17 protein-coding genes are annotated in these 17819 nt (G+C 60.7%); 8 read left to right on the forward strand and 9 right to left on the reverse strand.

Features of this window, described 5'->3' with window-relative positions:
* Nucleotides 1-7 precede the first annotated feature (7 nt).
* Nucleotides 8-517: a GNAT family N-acetyltransferase gene (locus tag LGQ03_RS05810; RefSeq protein ID WP_226747632.1), complete on the forward strand. Its 510-nt coding sequence runs from the start codon at nt 8-10 to the stop codon at nt 515-517.
* 66 nt (nt 518-583) lie between these two features.
* Entirely contained in the window at nt 584-1576 is a 993-nt protein-coding gene (locus tag LGQ03_RS05815) for an LLM class flavin-dependent oxidoreductase (RefSeq protein ID WP_226747633.1), read from the forward strand.
* Here the strand turns inward: LGQ03_RS05815 and LGQ03_RS05820 are convergent.
* From LGQ03_RS05820 to LGQ03_RS05850, 7 genes are all read right to left on the reverse strand, one after another.
* Complete coding sequence (locus tag LGQ03_RS05820) at nt 1573-2505, reverse strand: 2-hydroxyacid dehydrogenase (protein WP_226747634.1); 933 nt, start codon at nt 2503-2505, stop codon at nt 1573-1575. The two genes, LGQ03_RS05815 and LGQ03_RS05820, sit on opposite strands and share 4 nt — an antisense overlap.
* Nucleotides 2502-3641 carry a rod shape-determining protein RodA gene (rodA, locus tag LGQ03_RS05825; RefSeq protein ID WP_226747635.1) on the reverse strand — a complete coding sequence of 380 codons (1140 nt, stop codon included), beginning with the start codon at nt 3639-3641 and terminating at the stop codon, nt 2502-2504. The genes LGQ03_RS05820 and rodA overlap by 4 nt, the downstream gene beginning before the upstream one ends.
* Entirely contained in the window at nt 3638-5578 is a 1941-nt protein-coding gene (mrdA, locus tag LGQ03_RS05830) for a penicillin-binding protein 2 (protein ID WP_226747636.1), read from the reverse strand. Before mrdA ends, rodA begins: the two co-directional genes overlap by 4 nt.
* The gene (locus LGQ03_RS05835) at nt 5575-6114 is read right to left on the reverse strand and encodes a rod shape-determining protein MreD (protein ID WP_090160404.1); all 540 of its coding nucleotides are present in this window, start codon (nt 6112-6114) and stop codon (nt 5575-5577) included. Before LGQ03_RS05835 ends, mrdA begins: the two co-directional genes overlap by 4 nt.
* Nucleotides 6107-7015: a rod shape-determining protein MreC gene (gene mreC, locus LGQ03_RS05840; protein ID WP_090160405.1), complete on the reverse strand. Its 909-nt coding sequence runs from the start codon at nt 7013-7015 to the stop codon at nt 6107-6109. Before mreC ends, LGQ03_RS05835 begins: the two co-directional genes overlap by 8 nt.
* 22 nt (nt 7016-7037) lie before the next feature.
* Nucleotides 7038-8075: a rod shape-determining protein gene (locus tag LGQ03_RS05845; protein WP_056036315.1), complete on the reverse strand. Its 1038-nt coding sequence runs from the start codon at nt 8073-8075 to the stop codon at nt 7038-7040.
* Between the two features lie 304 nt (nt 8076-8379).
* Nucleotides 8380-9939, reverse strand: a complete 1560-nt coding sequence (locus LGQ03_RS05850; protein WP_090160406.1) for a 2-isopropylmalate synthase — start codon at nt 9937-9939, stop codon at nt 8380-8382.
* A gap of 300 nt (nt 9940-10239) precedes the next feature.
* Between LGQ03_RS05850 and LGQ03_RS05855 the strand changes: the two genes are divergently transcribed.
* Genes LGQ03_RS05855 through LGQ03_RS05865 form a run of 3 tightly spaced genes read left to right on the forward strand, consistent with a single transcriptional unit; the run spans nt 10240 to nt 13086 of the window.
* Nucleotides 10240-10926 carry an SDR family oxidoreductase gene (locus LGQ03_RS05855; RefSeq protein WP_226747637.1) on the forward strand — a complete coding sequence of 229 codons (687 nt, stop codon included), beginning with the start codon at nt 10240-10242 and terminating at the stop codon, nt 10924-10926.
* Nucleotides 10916-11572 (forward strand): SDR family NAD(P)-dependent oxidoreductase, encoded by a 657-nt coding sequence (locus LGQ03_RS05860; protein WP_226747638.1) that lies wholly within the window; start codon nt 10916-10918, stop codon nt 11570-11572. Before LGQ03_RS05855 ends, LGQ03_RS05860 begins: the two co-directional genes overlap by 11 nt.
* A complete protein-coding gene (locus LGQ03_RS05865) occupies nt 11566-13086 on the forward strand; it encodes a cryptochrome/photolyase family protein (RefSeq protein ID WP_226747639.1) in 1521 nt (506 codons plus the stop codon). Before LGQ03_RS05860 ends, LGQ03_RS05865 begins: the two co-directional genes overlap by 7 nt.
* Here the strand turns inward: LGQ03_RS05865 and LGQ03_RS05870 are convergent.
* Entirely contained in the window at nt 13083-13871 is a 789-nt protein-coding gene (locus LGQ03_RS05870) for an SseB family protein (protein WP_226747640.1), read from the reverse strand. The two genes, LGQ03_RS05865 and LGQ03_RS05870, sit on opposite strands and share 4 nt — an antisense overlap.
* A complete protein-coding gene (locus LGQ03_RS05875) occupies nt 13868-14449 on the reverse strand; it encodes a uracil-DNA glycosylase family protein (protein ID WP_090160412.1) in 582 nt (193 codons plus the stop codon). Before LGQ03_RS05875 ends, LGQ03_RS05870 begins: the two co-directional genes overlap by 4 nt.
* Nucleotides 14450-14642: 193 nt before the next feature.
* On the opposite strand from LGQ03_RS05875, the gene LGQ03_RS05880 reads away from it, so the two are divergent.
* The 3 genes from LGQ03_RS05880 to kdsA are packed head-to-tail and all read left to right on the forward strand — an operon-like array spanning nt 14643 to nt 17774.
* Nucleotides 14643-15302 carry an ABC transporter ATP-binding protein gene (locus tag LGQ03_RS05880; RefSeq protein WP_056036223.1) on the forward strand — a complete coding sequence of 220 codons (660 nt, stop codon included), beginning with the start codon at nt 14643-14645 and terminating at the stop codon, nt 15300-15302.
* Complete coding sequence (locus LGQ03_RS05885) at nt 15280-16941, forward strand: capsule biosynthesis protein (RefSeq protein ID WP_226747641.1); 1662 nt, start codon at nt 15280-15282, stop codon at nt 16939-16941. The genes LGQ03_RS05880 and LGQ03_RS05885 overlap by 23 nt, the downstream gene beginning before the upstream one ends.
* Nucleotides 16941-17774, forward strand: coding sequence for a 3-deoxy-8-phosphooctulonate synthase (kdsA, locus tag LGQ03_RS05890; RefSeq protein ID WP_226747642.1), 834 nt, complete (start codon nt 16941-16943; stop codon nt 17772-17774). The genes LGQ03_RS05885 and kdsA overlap by 1 nt, the downstream gene beginning before the upstream one ends.
* Nucleotides 17775-17819: the final 45 nt, after the last annotated feature.

Below are 17819 nucleotides of genomic sequence, written 5' to 3' on the forward strand. Positions count from 1 at the left end.
CTGACTGATGCTGCCGATCACAACCAAAAGGCTGATCCTGCGGCGGATGACACCGCAAGACATACCGGCGCTTCAGCGTATCGGTGGCGATCCGCGCGTCGCACCCAATCTGTTTTCCGTTACATCGCCCTGGCCTGCGGAGGCGGTGGAACACTGGATCGAAACAAGTCAATTTGCCGATCGGCTAGGCTTTCGCCTCGGCATTGCGCTGCGTGAAAGACCTGACGAACTGATCGGCACGGTCGGTATAGGTGGCGCACCTGTTTCGGTTAGTTATTTCGTCGACCTCGCCCGCAATGATCAGGGATTTGCCACAGAAGCGGCAGGCGCGCTGCTGGAATTCTGCCGCAACACATTTCAGCTTCGCACGGTCACGGCTGACTATTATTGCGACAACCCTGCATCCGGGCGCGTTTTGGAAAAACTGGGATTTGTCCAAGTGGGGCAGGACGTCGGCACATCACCTGCACGGGCAGGTCCGGCCCCGATCACCCTGATGCGATTGGACTTGCCCTGATCCGCTGGTTGCACTGGCGGGCCTGCGATCCCATGTTGGCTGGACAGACATCAGACGGCAGAACCAATGAAGTACTCCATCCTCGACCTTGCAACCGTGATCGAAGGCCAGACCCCGACACAGGCGATCGCGAATACAGTCGCCCTTGGGCGATTGGCAGACCGCAGCGGGTACAACCGTTATTGGCTGGCAGAGCATCACAACATGGCCGGGATCGCATCTGCCGCGACGTCGGTTCTGATCGGGCATGTGGCAGGCCAGACCGACCGCATCCGTGTGGGCGCAGGCGGCGTCATGCTGCCGAACCATGCGCCGCTGGCCATCGCGGAACAATTCGGAACGCTGGACGCGCTCTACCCCGGTCGCATCGATCTTGGATTGGGCCGTGCCCCCGGCGGCGATCACGCCGTGATGCGGGCCATGCGGGCCGGTCAACGCGGCGACAGTTTCCCTCAGGACGTGGTTGAACTGCTGGGATATCTGGGTGATGCCGATCCAACGGCACCCGTGCAGGCACATCCCGGACAGGGCAGCCACGTGCCCGTCTGGATGCTGGGATCGTCACTGTTCGGCGCGCAGCTCGCAGCGCATCTGGGCTTGCCCTACGCCTTCGCCAGCCACTTTGCACCTGATGCACTGGAGGATGCGATAGCAACCTATCGTGCGTCTTTCCGTCCGTCGCAATATCTTGACCGGCCCTATTTCATGATGGCCGTCAACGTCTTTGCCGCCGATACGGATGCGCAGGCAGCCTACCTGCGCACCTCGCAGCAGCAGGCCTTCGCACGCCTGCGCAGTGGCAATCCAGGCAAACTGCCGCCGCCCGTACACGATATCGACGCCACCATCGGCGCAGGTCTGCGTCAGGGCGTTGACCATGCCCTGCGCATCAGCGCGGTGGGGTCGCAGATGACCGTCCGCCGCCAATTGTCCGACATGATCGACCGCTATGCCCCCGACGAGGTACTGTTGACCGGTCAGATGTTCGATCAGGACGAAAGGCAAACATCCTTCACCCTCGCGGCAGAGGTCCTCTCGGACCTTCCGCTCGCCGCCTAGTAGCCGGCTGCCCTGTCAACCAGGTTCAAGGGCGCGTCTCCGGCCTCGACCCGACGGACGTTCTCGGCAATCACCTGTGACGCCGAGGCCGCACGCGTGGTCGAGGCGATATGCGGCGTCACGACGACCGCCGGATGCGCCCAATAAGGGTGATCTGCCGGCAATGGTTCGGTGCGAAATGTGTCCAGCGTCGCCCCTGCAACATGTCCGCTGGCCAGCGCGGCGATCAGCGCATCATCATCGATCAACCCACCCCGGCCGGGGTTCAGCACGTAGGCCCCTGGGGCCAGCAGCGCCAGCCGCGCCGCATCCAGCGTATTTTCGGTCTTTGGCGTCAACGGCAGCAACAGGATGACGATTTCAGCGCCGTCCAATGCCCGGCTCAGGCCATCATCACCCGACAGACAGCGCAATCCCGCGATCTGTTTCGGACTGCGCGACCATCCGGTGACGGCAAACCCCAGTTGCGCCAGTGCGGACCCGCAGGCAGCGCCCAGCGCGCCCAGGCCCAGCACTGTCACGGATCGGTCCTGTGCCAGGGGGGGATAGACCGTATTGCGCCAGACACCGTCCTGGCCGGCAATATGCGCATCCATCCCCAAATGATGGCGCAGCGTATGCCCCACCACCCATTCCACCATGCCTTGGGTCAATGCAGGATCCACCATCCGTGCCAGCGGCTGGGTCAGCGTCTTGTTGCCCACAATGGTTTCGACACCAGCCCACAACCCCATGACCAGCCGGGTCCGCGCGTATGGTGTGAAATCCTTGACCGGGCCGTTGGGCGCAAAAACGATATAATCCACATCCTCTGGCGCATGTTCGCGTGACAACGAAACCGTCAAGCCGGCCTGCGCAAAGGCATCCTGCAAGGGTGCCGCATATTCATCCCACAGCGCGGGACGTGCGGAAAACAACACATTGATCATCGTGGCTTGTGCACATGCGCGGATTGCACGAGGCCAAAGGCCACCAGCAGCACCAGCATCGCGGACCCACCATAGCTGACCAGGGGCAGCGGCACGCCCACGACAGGCGCCATGCCTGTTACCATCGCCATGTTGACCGCGAAAAACAAAAAGAACGACATGGCGATCCCCATCGTCAGCAATGCGGCAAACCGGTCCTTGTTGGTCATCGCAGAGGCAAGACAGAACAGGATGATCAGCATATACAGACCCAACAGGCCAACGGCACCGATGAAACCGAATTCTTCGGCCAGAGTGGTAAAGATGAAATCGGTATGCTTTTCAGGCAGGAAATCCAGACTGCTCTGCGTGCCTTGCATGAAACCGCGTCCCGTCATGCCACCCGATCCCAGTGCGATCTTGGCCTGCGTGATATGATAGCCTGCACCCAAAGGGTCGTTCGACGGATCAAGAAAAGTGTCAATCCGGCGGAACTGATAATCCTTCAACAACTGCCAATCCGTGCCGCGCGATTGAAAAACCGCAAAGACCGTCGCGATGCCCGCCCCGAATACCGTTGCGAAATAGGCCCAATGCACGCCTGCAATGAACATGACTGTCGCCCCTCCCAGCAATAGCAGCAGCGCAGTCCCCAGATCAGGCTGGCCCAGGACCAGTGCCGTAGGAAACAGGATCAGTCCGACGGGCAACGCTACCCATAGGGGATGCGATGTCTTGTGCGTCGGCAGCCAGTCATAATAGGCGGCCAAAAACATCACGAGCGTGATTTTCGTCAGCTCCGATGGTTGCAGACGCATAAACCCCAGATCAATCCAGCGCTGCGCACCCATGCCCACGGTGCCGAAAAATTCGACCGCCAACAGCAGCGTGATCGAGACGCCATAGGCCAGACCCGCCATGTTGCGCCAGAACCAGATCGGCACCATGCCGACGCCGATCATCAGCACCATGCCCAGTGCAAAGCGTTTGACCTGCGGTTCCATCCACGGGGTCGCTGATCCGCCAGCGACAGAATACAGCATCACGAAACCCGCTGAACTGACTGCAAAAATCAGGGCGATGATCGGCCAGTTCAGATAGATCAGCTTGCGAAATCCGGTCGGTACGTATTGCGCGTTGTTTGACAGGTAACTCATGCGGGTGCGCTGCCTTGGTGGACGGTCGCGATCCGTTCCTCGATCCGCTTTTGCTGGTCCGCGATCCGCGCGCGATCAACGCTTGGATAGGCTTCCAACGGTGGAGGACCGTCATACAAAGCCTGCAGCAGGATATCACGGGCAATCGGTGCAGCAGCGGTTGATCCGCCGCCACCATGCTCGACCACGACCGAAATCGCGAATTTCGGATTTTCGACAGGCGCGTAGCTGACGAACAGCGCATGGTCGCGCCGTTCCCAAGGCAGATCCTCGTTGCGGGTCACGCCGCGCGCACGCTCTTCGGCGGTGATACGACGCACCTGCGACGTGCCCGTCTTGCCAGCCATGGCCATGCCATCTGCGACGATCGCAGAGCGGTGCGCGGTGCCACGTGTATGGTTCACGACCGCATCCATCGACTGCCGTGTCCGGCGTAACCAGTTTTCGTTGATCGGCAATGGATCACCGATGCCAGAGGGTTGTTCCACGCCGTCGATAGACTTGATCAGTCGCGGCGTGACCATGCGCCCCGTCGCAAGGCGCGCGGTCATCACAGCCAATTGCATTGGCGAGGCCAGAACATAGCCCTGCCCGATTGATGCGTTGACAGTGTCACCGATGCGCCAGCTTTCACCGCGCACATCCTGTTTCCACGCACGATCAGGGGCCAGCCCCTCTGCCACGGCGGACAGCGGCAGGTCATGCCGGACACCCAGTCCCAGCAGCCGGGCCATTTCCGCAATCTTGTCGATGCCGACCCTCTGACTGACCTCATAATAATAGCAGTCACACGATTGCTTGAGGCTTTCGTGGAAATTGATGTTGCCGTGGCCGGCCCGTTTCCAACAGTGGAAACGCGTGCCCGACACGTTCGTGTACCCAGGGCAGTAAATGGTTTCCTCCGGACCGATCACGCCAGCCTCGAGGGCCGCGAGCGCGGTCACCATCTTGAATGTCGATCCCGGCGGATAGGTGCCCTGGATCGCCTTTGCCGCAAGCGGACGATACTTGTTTTCGTTCAGGTCGGTCCAATCCTTGACCGAAATGCCACGCACGAACATGTTCGGATCGAATGACGGGGCCGAGGCAATGGCGCGCAGATCGCCTGTTTCCAGGTCGATCACGACGGCACCCGCGCTCTCGCCGTCCATCCGGGCCTGCGCATAGGATTGCAGACGCTCGTCAAGGCCCAACTGAATATCCTTGCCCGGTTCGCCTTCCTTGCGATCCAGCTCGCGCATGACGCGACCCAATGCGTTGACCTCGATCCGCTTGGTCCCGGCGCTGCCGCGCAGCATGGCTTCCATCTTGTTTTCGACGCCGGTCTTGCCGATCTGGAATTTCGGGATCTGCAACAAGGGGTCCTTGTCGTCGATCCGGCTCAGGTCATAGTCGCTGACAGGCCCCACATAGCCTACGACATGACCGACATCGCCGCCGTATGGATAGTGCCGCGACAAACCCACCTCGGCAGTGATGCCGGACAACGCAGGCGCATTCACGTTGATTGCCGCGACATCCTCCCAGGCCAACCGGTCGGCGATGATCACGGGAACGAATGGCGATCTGCGATACATTTCCTCCTTGGCACGGGCGATCACATCGGGGTCCAGATCGACAATCTGCGTCAGACGGTTCAACACTTCGTCAACGTCGCCTGCCTCTTCGCGGACCATGACGACACGGTAATTCTGTTCGTTTTCGGCCAAGGGGATTCCGTTGCGGTCGAAAATCAACCCGCGCGCCGGTGGCAGCAGACGAATGTTGATCCGGTTTTCCTCGGCCAGCAGGCGAAATTGATCAGCCTGTTCCACCTGCATGGACTGCAACCGCCAGCCCAGCCCACCCGCAATACCTAATTGCGCGGCCCCGACGATCAGCGCGCGTCGGCTGACGGTGCGACTGCTCAATTCGTTGTCCTTTGGGCCTTTTTTCATAGCTTGTGTCCAAAACTGTCTGTCTGCCCCGGTGCCGGACGGGTGATGCCGAAAATGAGTTGCGCCACCAGGACCACCACCGGATAGGCCACGATCGTCATAACCATCTGAATCAATGTCAGCGCAAGCGGTGCCTGCGGCACGACAGTGATCGCGAGGATCAACCGATAGCCTAGGGTGATCGCAACTATGCCAAGTGATATCGTACCCCATTCCAACAACAAAGGCACGTTGCGCAGCCCACGCGATTGTGCGCGCAACATTTCGCTGAGGATGCACACCAGCGCCGCCCACAGTCCCGGCGGTCGCTGAAACAACAGGTCCGCCAGCAGAAATACCACCATGATCAACCCGAACGGCAGGTAATCGGGGCGCCGGGCGGCATAGGCCAACGTCACCAACAGCAAGAAATCAGGCCCGGTAAAGCTGACCGGAATCGCATTCAGCGGCATCAGCTGGACGAAAAATATCATGGCCACGAGCCCGACATATTTGAATCGGCCCGCCCAGATGCGCGATGTCGGTGTTTCAGCCATCCGTTGCCTGCGCGCTTGCCGGCAGGATCGGGCCAAAGCGTGCAGGCTCTGTCGCCAGAAGACCGCCGGGATCGGTGATGGCCTCGTGGGGTCGCGCGCGCAGGATACGCAGGAATTCCAGCCTCTCGAAATCGGCAGACAATCGCACGCGCAGCCGCCGGTCGCTGCCCAAAGCGACCTGACCGACCAGCAGATCGGCAGGGAACACGCCGCCATCGCCGGAACTGACCACCCGGTCACCGGGCCGCACCGCATCGGGGTTTTCCAGAAATTCGATCGGCGGGTTCAGCGTGTTGTCACCTGCGAGGATCGCCTTTTGTCCGGATGGTTGGATTGTCACCGGGATGCGGCTAGAGGTGTCGGTCAGCAAAATGACGCGACTGGTCTGATCCGCCATGCCACTGATCCGCCCGACCAGACCGATACCGTCCATCGCAGGCCAGCCGTCCTCGATCCCGTCACGCTTGCCGACATTCAGCAGAACAGACTGACGAAACGGGGATCCGCTGTCGGTCATGACAACGCCAGTAATATACGTCAGCTGCGGGTCGAGCTGGACATTGTTCAGTTCCAGCAAGCGCGCGTTTTCCTGTTCCAGCTGAAGTGCGGCCTCTTTCCAGGCCTTCATCTGCTGCAATTCGCGGCGCAGGTCGCTGTTCTGCTCTGACAGGGCCTGATAGCTGCGAAAATCGTTCACCAGACCGATGACACCGGTCACCGGTGCCATCGCCCAGTCGAAATTCGGCACAACCCGGTCGATCACCGCGAGCCTGAACCGTTCGACCCGCGGACTGTCGATCCGCCAGACCAGAAACACTGCAAGCAACGCGACGATACCCACCGCAACCAACAGGCGACGAAGCGGGGTCGTGAAATCCTCAGAGTTCCGGTCGCGGGCCAAACACAGCTCCCGTCAGGTCAGATCAACTATCGTAGTCTATCACATGCCGAAGCTGTTTTTCATACTCAAGCGCCTTGCCGGTCCCCAAGGCCACACAATTCAGTGACTCGTCAGCGACGGAAATCGCAAGGCCCGTCTGTTCACGCAGCGCCAGGTCCAATTGCCCCAGCAGCGCGCCGCCACCCGTCAGCATGACGCCGCGATCAACGATGTCAGCGGCCAGATCAGGCGGCGTTGCCTCAAGCGCGGTCATCACCGCCTCACAAATTTGCTGCACCGGTTCGGCCAGTGCTTCGGCGACCTGGGCCTGCGAAATTTCTGTCTCTTTCGGCACGCCATTCAACAGGTCGCGGCCACGGATGTGCATGGAGCTTCCACGACCGTCATCGGGCATCCTTGCGGTGCCGATCGAGGTCTTGATGCGCTCGGCTGTGGATTCACCGATCAGCAGGTTATGCTGGCGGCGCAAATAGTTGATGATCGCCTCGTCCATCCGGTCACCGCCCACGCGCACGGACCGCGCGTAAACGATGTCACCCAGGCTCAGCACGGCAACCTCGGTGGTGCCGCCACCGATATCCACGACCATGTTGCCGGTCGGGTCAGTGATCGGCATGCCCGCGCCGATGGCAGCCGCGATGGGTTCCGCGATCAGACCCGCACGGCGCGCACCGGCGGACAGGACTGACTGGCGGATCGCGCGTTTTTCGACCGGTGTCGCACCGTGGGGGACGCAGACGATGATCTTTGGCTTGGAGAACGTCGACCGCTTGGCCACCTTGCGGATGAAATACTTGATCATCTCTTCCGCGGTGTCGAAATCCGCGATCACGCCATCACGCATCGGCCGGATGGCTTCGATGCTGCCGGGCGTCCGGCCCAGCATCAATTTCGCATCTTCGCCGACGGCCAGCACTTTTTTCACGCCGTCCTTGACGTGATAGGCAACCACGGACGGTTCGGACAAGACAATCCCACGACCCTTGACATAGATCAGCGTATTTGCCGTCCCGAGGTCGATGGCGATGTCGGACGAAAACAGATTGTGCCAAATTGCCATGCGAAGGCCTTCCCCAAAAATCATGCGCGCTGGGATGATCGCCGCTCAGGCCCGCAATCCAGCTCTAGGCCTTATAGGGGGGCGGTTCAGCGGTTAAAAGCCCTCGTGACAAGCCACTTGGCGCGATCTCGCCACCTGTACAGATGCGATAATTCTGGCGTCAGGATGAACCGAAATCTGGCAAAACTTGCACTTTTGGAACATTTGTCCTGGCAGGTGACGACAGCGACCTAGATCGGGCGCGCGCGAAAGCCGTCGAATCGTTTGCGGCCGGCCCACCACATCGTAGCGGACCGGCCGTGCCTTATGCGCCTGCGTCTTTGTAGCTGACGCCTTTGGTATCGTAATCGACGCCGGTTTGTTCACGACGCACGATCAGCCTGTTCAGCGCGTTGACATAGGCCTTTGCACTCGCCACCACCGTGTCCGTGTCTGCCGACTGACCGGTCGCGATGCGTCCGTCCTCTTCGAGGCGAACCGAAACGGTCGCCTGCGCATCAGTGCCTTCGGTGACGGCATTCACCTGGTACAATTGCAGCCGCCCACCGTGCGGGAACAATGATTTCACCGCGTTGAATGCCGCGTCGACCGGGCCATCACCACGCGTCGTCACCTCTTTGGACGCACCGCCAATCAGCATTTTCATCTGTGCTTCTGCCGGGCCGCCGGTCCCGCAGACAACCCGCAGGTCAGTCAATTTCAGATGGTCTTCGGCCCCTTCGTTGATCCGCATCAACGCAATCAGGTCGTCGTCGAACACTTCCTTTTTGCGGTCGGCCAATTCCTTGAACCTGACGAAAACGTCCTTGAGCTGGTTGTCACCTACTTCATAACCCAGCTCGTCCAGCTTGGCGCGCAGGGCGGCGCGACCGGAATGTTTGCCCAGCGGCAAGGACGTGCCGGACAAACCCACATCCTCGGGGCGCATCACCTCAAAGGTTTCGCGGTTTTTCAGCATGCCGTCCTGATGGATCCCGGATTCATGGGCAAAGGCGTTCTTGCCGACGATCGCCTTGTTGAACTGCACGGGAAAACCAGAGACCGTCGCCACACGACGCGAGATGGCCATGATCTTGCGGGTGTCGATCCGCGTCTCATAAGGGATGATGTCCTGGCGGACCTTCATCGCCATGACCACCTCTTCGAGGGCTGTATTGCCTGCACGTTCGCCCAGACCGTTGATCGTGCATTCGATCTGGCGCGCGCCGCCTGCTACGGCAGCCAGCGAATTGGCGGTCGCCAGCCCCAGGTCATTGTGGCAATGCGTGGCAAAGATCACCTCGTCCGCACCATCGACCTCGGCAATCAGCCGGCGGATCAGGTCCGCAGATTCAACCGGCGCCGTATAACCGACGGTATCAGGGATGTTGATCGTTGTTGCCCCTGCCTTGATCGCTATGTCGACCGTGCGCTTGAGGAATTCCCATTCGGTGCGGGTGGCATCCATCGACGACCATTGCACATTGTCACACAGGTTGCGGGCATGGGTCACGCAGTCGTGGATGCGTTCGGCCATCTGGTCCATATCCAGATTCGGGATCGCCCGGTGCAGTGGCGAGGTGCCGATGAACGTATGGATGCGCGGGCGCGCCGCATGTTTGACGGCCTCCCAGCAGCGGTCGATATCCTTGAAATTGGCACGGCTGAGGCCGCAGATCACGCTGTTCTTGGACAGGCGCGCGATATCTGAAACGGCGGCGAAGTCGCCCTCTGATGCAATGGGAAAGCCAGCCTCGATGATATCGACGCCCATGTCATCGAGCATGGCGGCAATTTCAAGTTTCTCGCTGTGGGTCATCGTGGCACCCGGGGATTGTTCCCCGTCGCGCAATGTGGTGTCGAAAATGTAAACGCGGTCGGTCATTGGTCTGGTCCTGAACGGCTATCTGTTGGGGATGGTCGGCGCTGGCACTGTCCGAGCGGTCGCGCCGACAGGCACGCTCAGACGTGGTTCAGGCGTAGGGCACGCAGGGTCAGACCCGACAGGGTCGCCAAAAACATATGATCTCGTGCGCTCATGCGTCGCACTATAGCGGCTGTGTCCCGCTTGAAAAGGGCGTTTTGCCACTGGGGGCCTTGCCCCCGGCCCTTCGGGCCTCCCCCGCGGATATTTTTGACCAGAAGAAGAATGGAATGCCGCGCGCGGTGATCTAGGTCTGCATTTATGACACAGACATTGATTATCACAGGTGCAGCATCTGGCATCGGACGGGGGATCGCGCACGACTATGCCGGTCGCGGCTGGCGGGTCTTTGGGTTGGATGTTGATCCCGTAGAGATTGACGGTGTGACCGGCATCGTCTGCGACGTTGGCGACGAGGATCAGGTCGCGGCCGCCTTTGCGCAGATCGACGGCTGCGATTTGCTGATAAACAATGCGGGGATTGCAAACCCGCATAGAGGTCCGATCGAGGATCTGACGCTTGCCGATTGGCGGCGCGTGACCGACAGCCATCTGACCGGTGCCTTTCTGGTCACACGCGCAGCCGTGCCTCTGTTGCGCGCGCGCAAGGGGGCGATCGTCAACATGACATCGACCCGTGCGCAAATGTCGGAACCACATTCTGAAGCCTATGCCGCATCCAAGGGTGGGCTGTCGGCGCTGACCCATGCGCTGGCGATTTCGCTTGGTCCGGACATTCGCGTGAACGCCATTGCGCCCGGCTGGATCGTGACCAAAGGATGGGACGATATGCGTGATGTGGATCACGATCAGCATCCCGTCGGCCGCGCGGGCCGGGTCGAGGACATCACGCAAACCGTCCGCTGGCTACAGGATTCGGGATTTGTGACCGGTCAGGTCGTCACCGTTGACGGTGGCATGACACGAAAGATGATCTATGCCGAATAATGCCCTGGTGATCGGTGCCTCTGGCGGCATCGGACAAGCTGTGACTGACGCCCTGCGTGCGCGCGGCGATACGGTCACGACCCTGTCGCGCAGCGCCGACGGGTTCGACGTGACCGACCCCGCATCCGTCGCCCGGCATCTGGACGCGCTTGATGGTCCATTCGACCTGGTGTTCGTGGCCGTCGGTGTTCTGGGCACACCGGAAAAGTCCCTTGGTGCCATCGAGGCCGACGCCATGGCCCGGGTCATGGCCGTGAATGCCATCGGTCCAGCGCTGATCTTGCGACACCTCGGCCGGTTGCTGCCCCGCCGCGCCCCGTCAGTCTGTGCAATCCTGTCGGCACGCGTCGGATCAATCGGCGACAACGGGATCGGCGGTTGGTATTCCTACCGCGCATCAAAGGCCGCGCTGAACCAGATCGTGCACGGGGCAGCGATCGAACTTGGCCGTTCGCACAAACAATCCAGCGTCGTCGCTCTGCATCCCGGCACGGTCAAGACACCCTTTACCGCCGATTATGCGGGCCACCACAAAACAGTACCGGCATCCCAGGCTGCTGCAAATCTGCTGGGCGTGATCGACGGTCTTGGTCCTGATCAGTCGGGCCAATTCTTTGATTATGCCGGAAAGACCATCCCATGGTAGATCTCGTTCTCGTGCTGGGTGACCAGCTGTCACCCGAACTCTCTGCGCTGCAAAAGGCCAGCAAATCGACTGACATCGTCGTCATGGCCGAGGTCGCGGACGAGGCAAGCTATGTGGCGCACCACCCCAAGAAGATCGCGTTCCTCTTTGCGTCGATGCGCAAATTCGCGGCACAGTTGCGCGCGGATGGATGGACCGTCGACTATACCCGACTGGGCGAAGGATCCGATTCCATCTGTGGTGTCCTGATGCGCGCGGCCGAGGAATACGACGCAAACCGGGTGCTGGCGACAGAACCCGGTGAATGGCGGCTGATCGAGGCGTTGCGTCACTGCCCAGTGACCGTCGAGCAATTGCCAGACGACCGTTTCATCGCCTCGCACAAGGAATTCGAAGGCTGGGCCGAGGGGCGCAAGGCGCTGCGGATGGAGTATTTCTACCGCGAGATGCGCCGCAAGACCGGCCTGATGATGGACGGCGACACCCCCGCCGGTGGCCAGTGGAACTATGACGAGGACAACCGCAAGCCGCCGCCAGAGGGGATCGATTTTGCGGGACCAATGCGGTTCACCCCGGACGAGACTGTCGAAGAGGTGCTGCAACTGGTCGAACGCCGTTTCGGCAATTCATTCGGCGATCTGCGACCGTTCTGGTTTGCCACCGATCGCGGTCAGGCACGTCAGCACCTGGCACATTGGGTGAAAAAGGGCCTGCCCGATTTCGGCACCTATCAGGATGCCATGATGGACGACGAAAGGTTCATGTATCATTCCATCGTTGGCCTTTATATCAACGCAGGTCTGCTAAACCCGATGGAGGTTTGCGAGGCGGTCGAAAAAGCGTGGCAGGACGGCGATGTGCCGATCAATGCGGCCGAAGGTTTCATCCGCCAGATCATCGGCTGGCGCGAATACATCCGCGGGATCTATTTTCGAGAGGGCCCGGATTACATCCATCGCAATGGGCTGGACCACACCCGTGATCTTCCCGGTCTGTACTGGGGCGATGCGACCGACATGCGTTGCATGTCCCGCGCCATCGAGCAGACCAAGGAAGAGGCCTATGCCCACCATATCCAGCGCCTGATGGTGACCGGCAATTTCGCCCTGCTGGCCGGGATCGATCCGTTTCAGGTCCATGAATGGTATCTGCGCGTTTACGCCGACGCCTACGAATGGGTCGAGGCACCGAACGTCATCGGCATGAGCCAGTTCGCGGACGGCGGGATCATCGCCAGCAAACCCTACGTGAGTTCGGGCAATTACATCCACAAGATGTCGGACTACTGCGGGTCTTGCGCCTATTCAGTAACCAAGAAAACCGGCAAGGGCGCCTGCCCGTTCAACCTGCTGTATTGGCATTTCATGGACCGTCACCGCGAAAAATTCGCGTCCAACAACCGGATCGGACGGATCTACGGCACATGGGACCGGATGGACGACGCCAAAAAGGAAACGATCCTGTCAGAGGCGCAGGCTTTCCTCGACCGGATGGACGCAGGAGAAACCGTCTAGCGCAGTTTCGGCGGCTTGTTCGGATCGGCACCGGGGGCCATCGGGACATCTGGTGTGACGCGCTGAATTTTCGGCAGGTCGAACCGCAGGCCCACACGTTCCAGCCGGCGGGCCATTTCCTCGTCTGCGCCGACGAACACGACGTCCATCGTGCCTGCGTCGATGCCGGAAAATGTCAGTGCCTCGCCCGCCGCATGGGCCAGCGCACCATGGGCGCTGTCATCCGCGCCCACAAATCCCAGAACGTGTCCCTTACCACCGTCCTCGTATTCGGCGGCAACAAGGTAGGCCGTTTCGGCCAGTCCCGCCGTCTTTGACAGCTTGCGGTCCAATGCGTCCAGCACCGCCTCTGGCAGTGATTTTGGCGGCGTGATCGCGACCAGCCGCGCCTGCGTCTGTTCAGGTGCGTGATCCAGGGTCGTTGCCAGCCAGTCGACACCATCCGCCGGGATCAACATCGCCGAGGAGGCTACGCGCAGGTTCAAGGCCAGCCCACAGCCCTGCCCCGCCATCATCTGCACCAGGGCCCGCCCCGGCAATCCGGCATAGGGTGCCACGCGCCCGGTAAAATCGGACAAACGGTCCTCGGTGTCAAAAATCAGTGCGAATGGCGCGCCTTCCATTTCGACTACAGTGGGTTTGACACTGTCACCCTCGGGTTCCGCATCCAGCAAGACATAGACATCCGCGTCGCACAGGTCTTCGTAGAACCGCAGGCGCAGTGCGTCGTTTTCCGGGGCCGCCTGCATCGCGGCGTGGGATTTATCCAGCGTCGTTTCGGTCATTCCAGCACCTCTTGCACGCGCGCCCGTAATACGGGCAGCAATTCGTCGGCAAACCACGGGTTGCGGTTCAGCCATCCGGTATTGCGCCAGGACGGATGAGGCAAGGGAAAGACATGCGGCGCGTGATCTCGCCAGCCCGCAACCCGCTGCGTGACGGGCATTTTATCGCCCAAGTGCCAGCCTTGGGCGTAGGCGCCGATCAGCAGCGTCAGTGGCACCTGCCCCAGCTGGGCAAGCGCCGCCGCACGCCACGTTGCTGCGCAGATGCGCGGTGGCGGCAGGTCAGAGCCTTTGGCGTCATACCCCGGAAAACAGAATGCCATCGGCACGATTGCGACCCGGTCGCGGTCATAAAACGCGTCGTTCTCGATCCCCATCCAATCCCGCAACCGGTCACCGGAACGGTCCCAAAACGGGGTCTGCGCCTCATGCACACGCGCACCCGGGGCCTGACTTGCGATCAGAATGCGCGGTTGGCCACGAAACCACACGACCGGACGTGGGCTGTGTCGCGTTGCGGTCCGGGCAAAACGATCTGCGCAGATGCGGCAGTCCGAGATGTCTTTCTGGATACTCATGGACGGGATCTAGAACAGCCCAGCCCTTTGCACAGGGACCACGGTCCATCACGGTTTTGCAAAAAACCGCCTTTCGCCTGTCTTTGAACACAATTTCCGGTCATTAAGTGTAAAAGAGAGAACAATGTGACGCCGAATTAACCTTCGTCGCGCATTCACAGCGGGCAGCAAGCACGTCGAGAGCGGGCAAAAGATGTTGGAATTCAATGCGGTCAGCAAGTCCTTCTGGACCGGCACCCAGCGCAAGATCATCCTGGATCGGGCGTCGTTTCGCGTTGAACTGGGAAATTCGCTGGGAATCCTGGCACCCAACGGCACCGGCAAGACGACCTTGATCAACATGATGGCCGGTCTGGAAAAACCCGACGAAGGCACGATTACCCGCGGATGCCGCATATCGTTTCCGCTGGGTTTCATGGGCGGTGTCGTCAACCGGCATACCGCGCGCGAAAACGTGCGCTATATCGCCCGGCTCTACGGTCTGGATCCCGACTATATCGAGGCGTTCTGCCGCTGGCTGTGCGGGATCAAGGAATATTTCGACATGCCGGTCGGGACCTACAGTGCGGGGATGCGGGCGCGGCTGACATTTTCGCTGATGCTGGCGCTTGATTTCGATATCTACCTCATCGACGAAGGCATGCCGTCCACGACCGATATGGAATTCAATCGCAAGGCGGGTGAAATCCTGCGTGAACGGCTGGAAAAGACGACCGTGATCATCGTATCGCATCAGGCAGAGACACTTGAACGGTTCGCGCGTTCGGCCGCTGTATTGCGCGACGGCAGAATCCACATGTTCGACACACTTGAAGAGGCCAAGCAGCTTTATGACTACGAAGCCCACAGCTAAGAAATTTCGGGTGCGCAAATCGATGGTCGACACGGGCGAGGCTGCACCAGCCGCGGCGGAACAATCCGCGCCGCCGCAGCGCCCGGAACCCGTCCAGCAGCAGGCCACGGCCGCGCCGCAGCCCATGCCCGAACCTGCAAACAACAATGTCGACATCGACGCGATCCGCCGCGAGGGTCTGACAGGGCGTCAATTGCGCATGGCGCGCCGGGTCGCGCAAAAACAGGGGTTGGCCGTCACTTCCGACTTTGATGCGGTCCGCCAGCTGCGGCTTGCCGGGATTGACCCGTTCCAGCGTTCCACCGTGCTGGAACTGGTAGCACCAGATCAACAAGGCGGTCAGCAATCAGGCGGTGCCAATCCGCAGACCGGCGGCCCACAGACCCTGGGCGCCATCAAACCGGTGCCGCAGGACCGGGTGCAGTTGCCGCAAACTCGAACGCATGGCAATCAACTGCCCTCGACCGAATTTGCCGATCCGATCACGCGTCGGAACGACGAAATCTCGCAGATACAGCGCGATATGGCCCGTCGCCGCCGTCTCAAGGCGTTCCTGATGATGGTCAGGCTCAGCATCTTTGTGCTGCTGCCGACCATGATCGTGGGATATTATTACTATACGATCGCCACGCCGATGTATGCCACTGACTCTGAATTCGTCATTCAGCAGGCCGAACCAGCCAGCGCCGCAGGCGGTTTGGGGGGCATGTTCCAAGGTACCTCCATGGCGACCCAACAGGACAGCATCACGGTGCAATCCTACCTGCAGTCCCGGGCAGCGATGGTGCGTCTGGATGCCGACCACGACTTCAAGGCGCATTTCAGCCAAGACTGGATCGACCCGATTCAGCGCCTGCCCGAGGATGCCACGAACGAGGCCGCCTACGGCGTCTATCAGGACATGGTGAAGATCAGCTATGACCCGACCGAGGGCATCCTGCGCATGAAGGTCATCGCCGCCTCGCCCGAGGTCAGTCAGGAATTTTCCAACGCGTTGATCGGCTACGCCGAGGAACAGGTCGACCAGCTGACCCAGCGCCTGCGCGAGGACCAGATGGCCGGTGCCCGCGAAAGCTATGTCGCCGCAGAGGCCGCGCGCGCCGATGCCTTGCAGGCCTGGCTGCAAATCCAGGAAGACGTGCAGCAGATCGATCCGATCGGCGAAACCTCGGCCCGCACGCAACAGATTTCGGCCCTCGAATCCGAACGGCAACGCCTGACTCTTGCCTTGCAGGAACGGCTCGCGGTCCGCACCCCAAATCAGGCGCAGGTCAACGCACTGGAAAGCCAGATCAGCAATATCGAAACGCTGATCGCCGATCTGCGCCAACAGATGACAACGGCCAACGCCGAGGGGACAAGCCTTGCTGCGCGCAATACGGAACTGCGTCTGGCCGAGGAAAACTATACCTTTCAGACCGGTCTGGCCCAGCAGGCGCTGACGCAGATGGAAACCGCCAGGATCGAGGCAAACCGTCAGGTCCGCTATCTGTCGATGGGCGTCGAACCCGTCGCCCCGGACGAGGCCACCTACCCCAAGGCATTCGAGAATACGATCCTCGCGTTCTTGATCTTCTCGGGTATCTACCTGATGATCTCGATCACCGCCTCCATCCTTCGCGAACAGGTAACCAGCTGATGCATGATGTCACCATCGGAAACCTCACCGTTTCCAACGATCGCCCCCTGCTTGTCATCGCAGGGCCCTGCCAGCTGGAAAGTTCTGATCACGCGCTGATGATTGCTGAACAGATGGCCGCGGCCTGCCATGAGGCCGGCGCGCAGTTCATTTTCAAAGGCAGCTACGACAAGGCAAACCGCACCTCGCTGTCGGGCAAGCGCGGCCTGGGCCTGGATGAGGGGCTGTCCGTCCTGCAAAAGGTCAAGGACACCATCGGCTGTCCTGTCCTGACGGACATCCACGGGGCAGATCAATGCGCGACTGTTGCGCAGGTCGTCGATGTGATGCAGATCCCCGCGTTCTTGTGCCGCCAGACCGACCTGTTGCTTGCAGCCGGCGAAACCGGTGCCGTCATCAACGTGAAAAAGGGACAGTTTCTGGCCCCTTGGGACATGCCGAACGTCGTGTCCAAGATCGAAAGCACGGGCAACAAACGTATCCTGCTGACCGAACGCGGCGCATCATTCGGCTACAACACGCTTGTCGCCGACATGCGGTCGCTGCCGATCATGGCAAAAACCGGCTATCCGGTCGTGATGGACGCGACCCATTCCGTCCAGCAGCCCGGTGGTCAGGGCGGCAGCTCTGGCGGTCAGCGCGAATTTGCTCCGGTCATGGCCCGCGCAGCGGTCAGTCTGGGAATCGCTGCGGTGTTCATCGAAACTCACGAGGCACCCGACACGGCACCCTCAGACGGGCCAAACATGATTCCGTTGGACCAGATGCCGGCATTGGTCAGCAGCCTGATGGATTTCGACCGCCTGGCCAAGGCCAACCCGCTGCGCGTCTGATCGTTTGCACATGCGTCGGTCCCTGCTACCTCTGCACCTGACACG

Origin of the sequence: Loktanella gaetbuli, assembly GCF_020531945.1 — a bacterium.
Lineage (GTDB): Bacteria > Pseudomonadota > Alphaproteobacteria > Rhodobacterales > Rhodobacteraceae > Loktanella > Loktanella gaetbuli.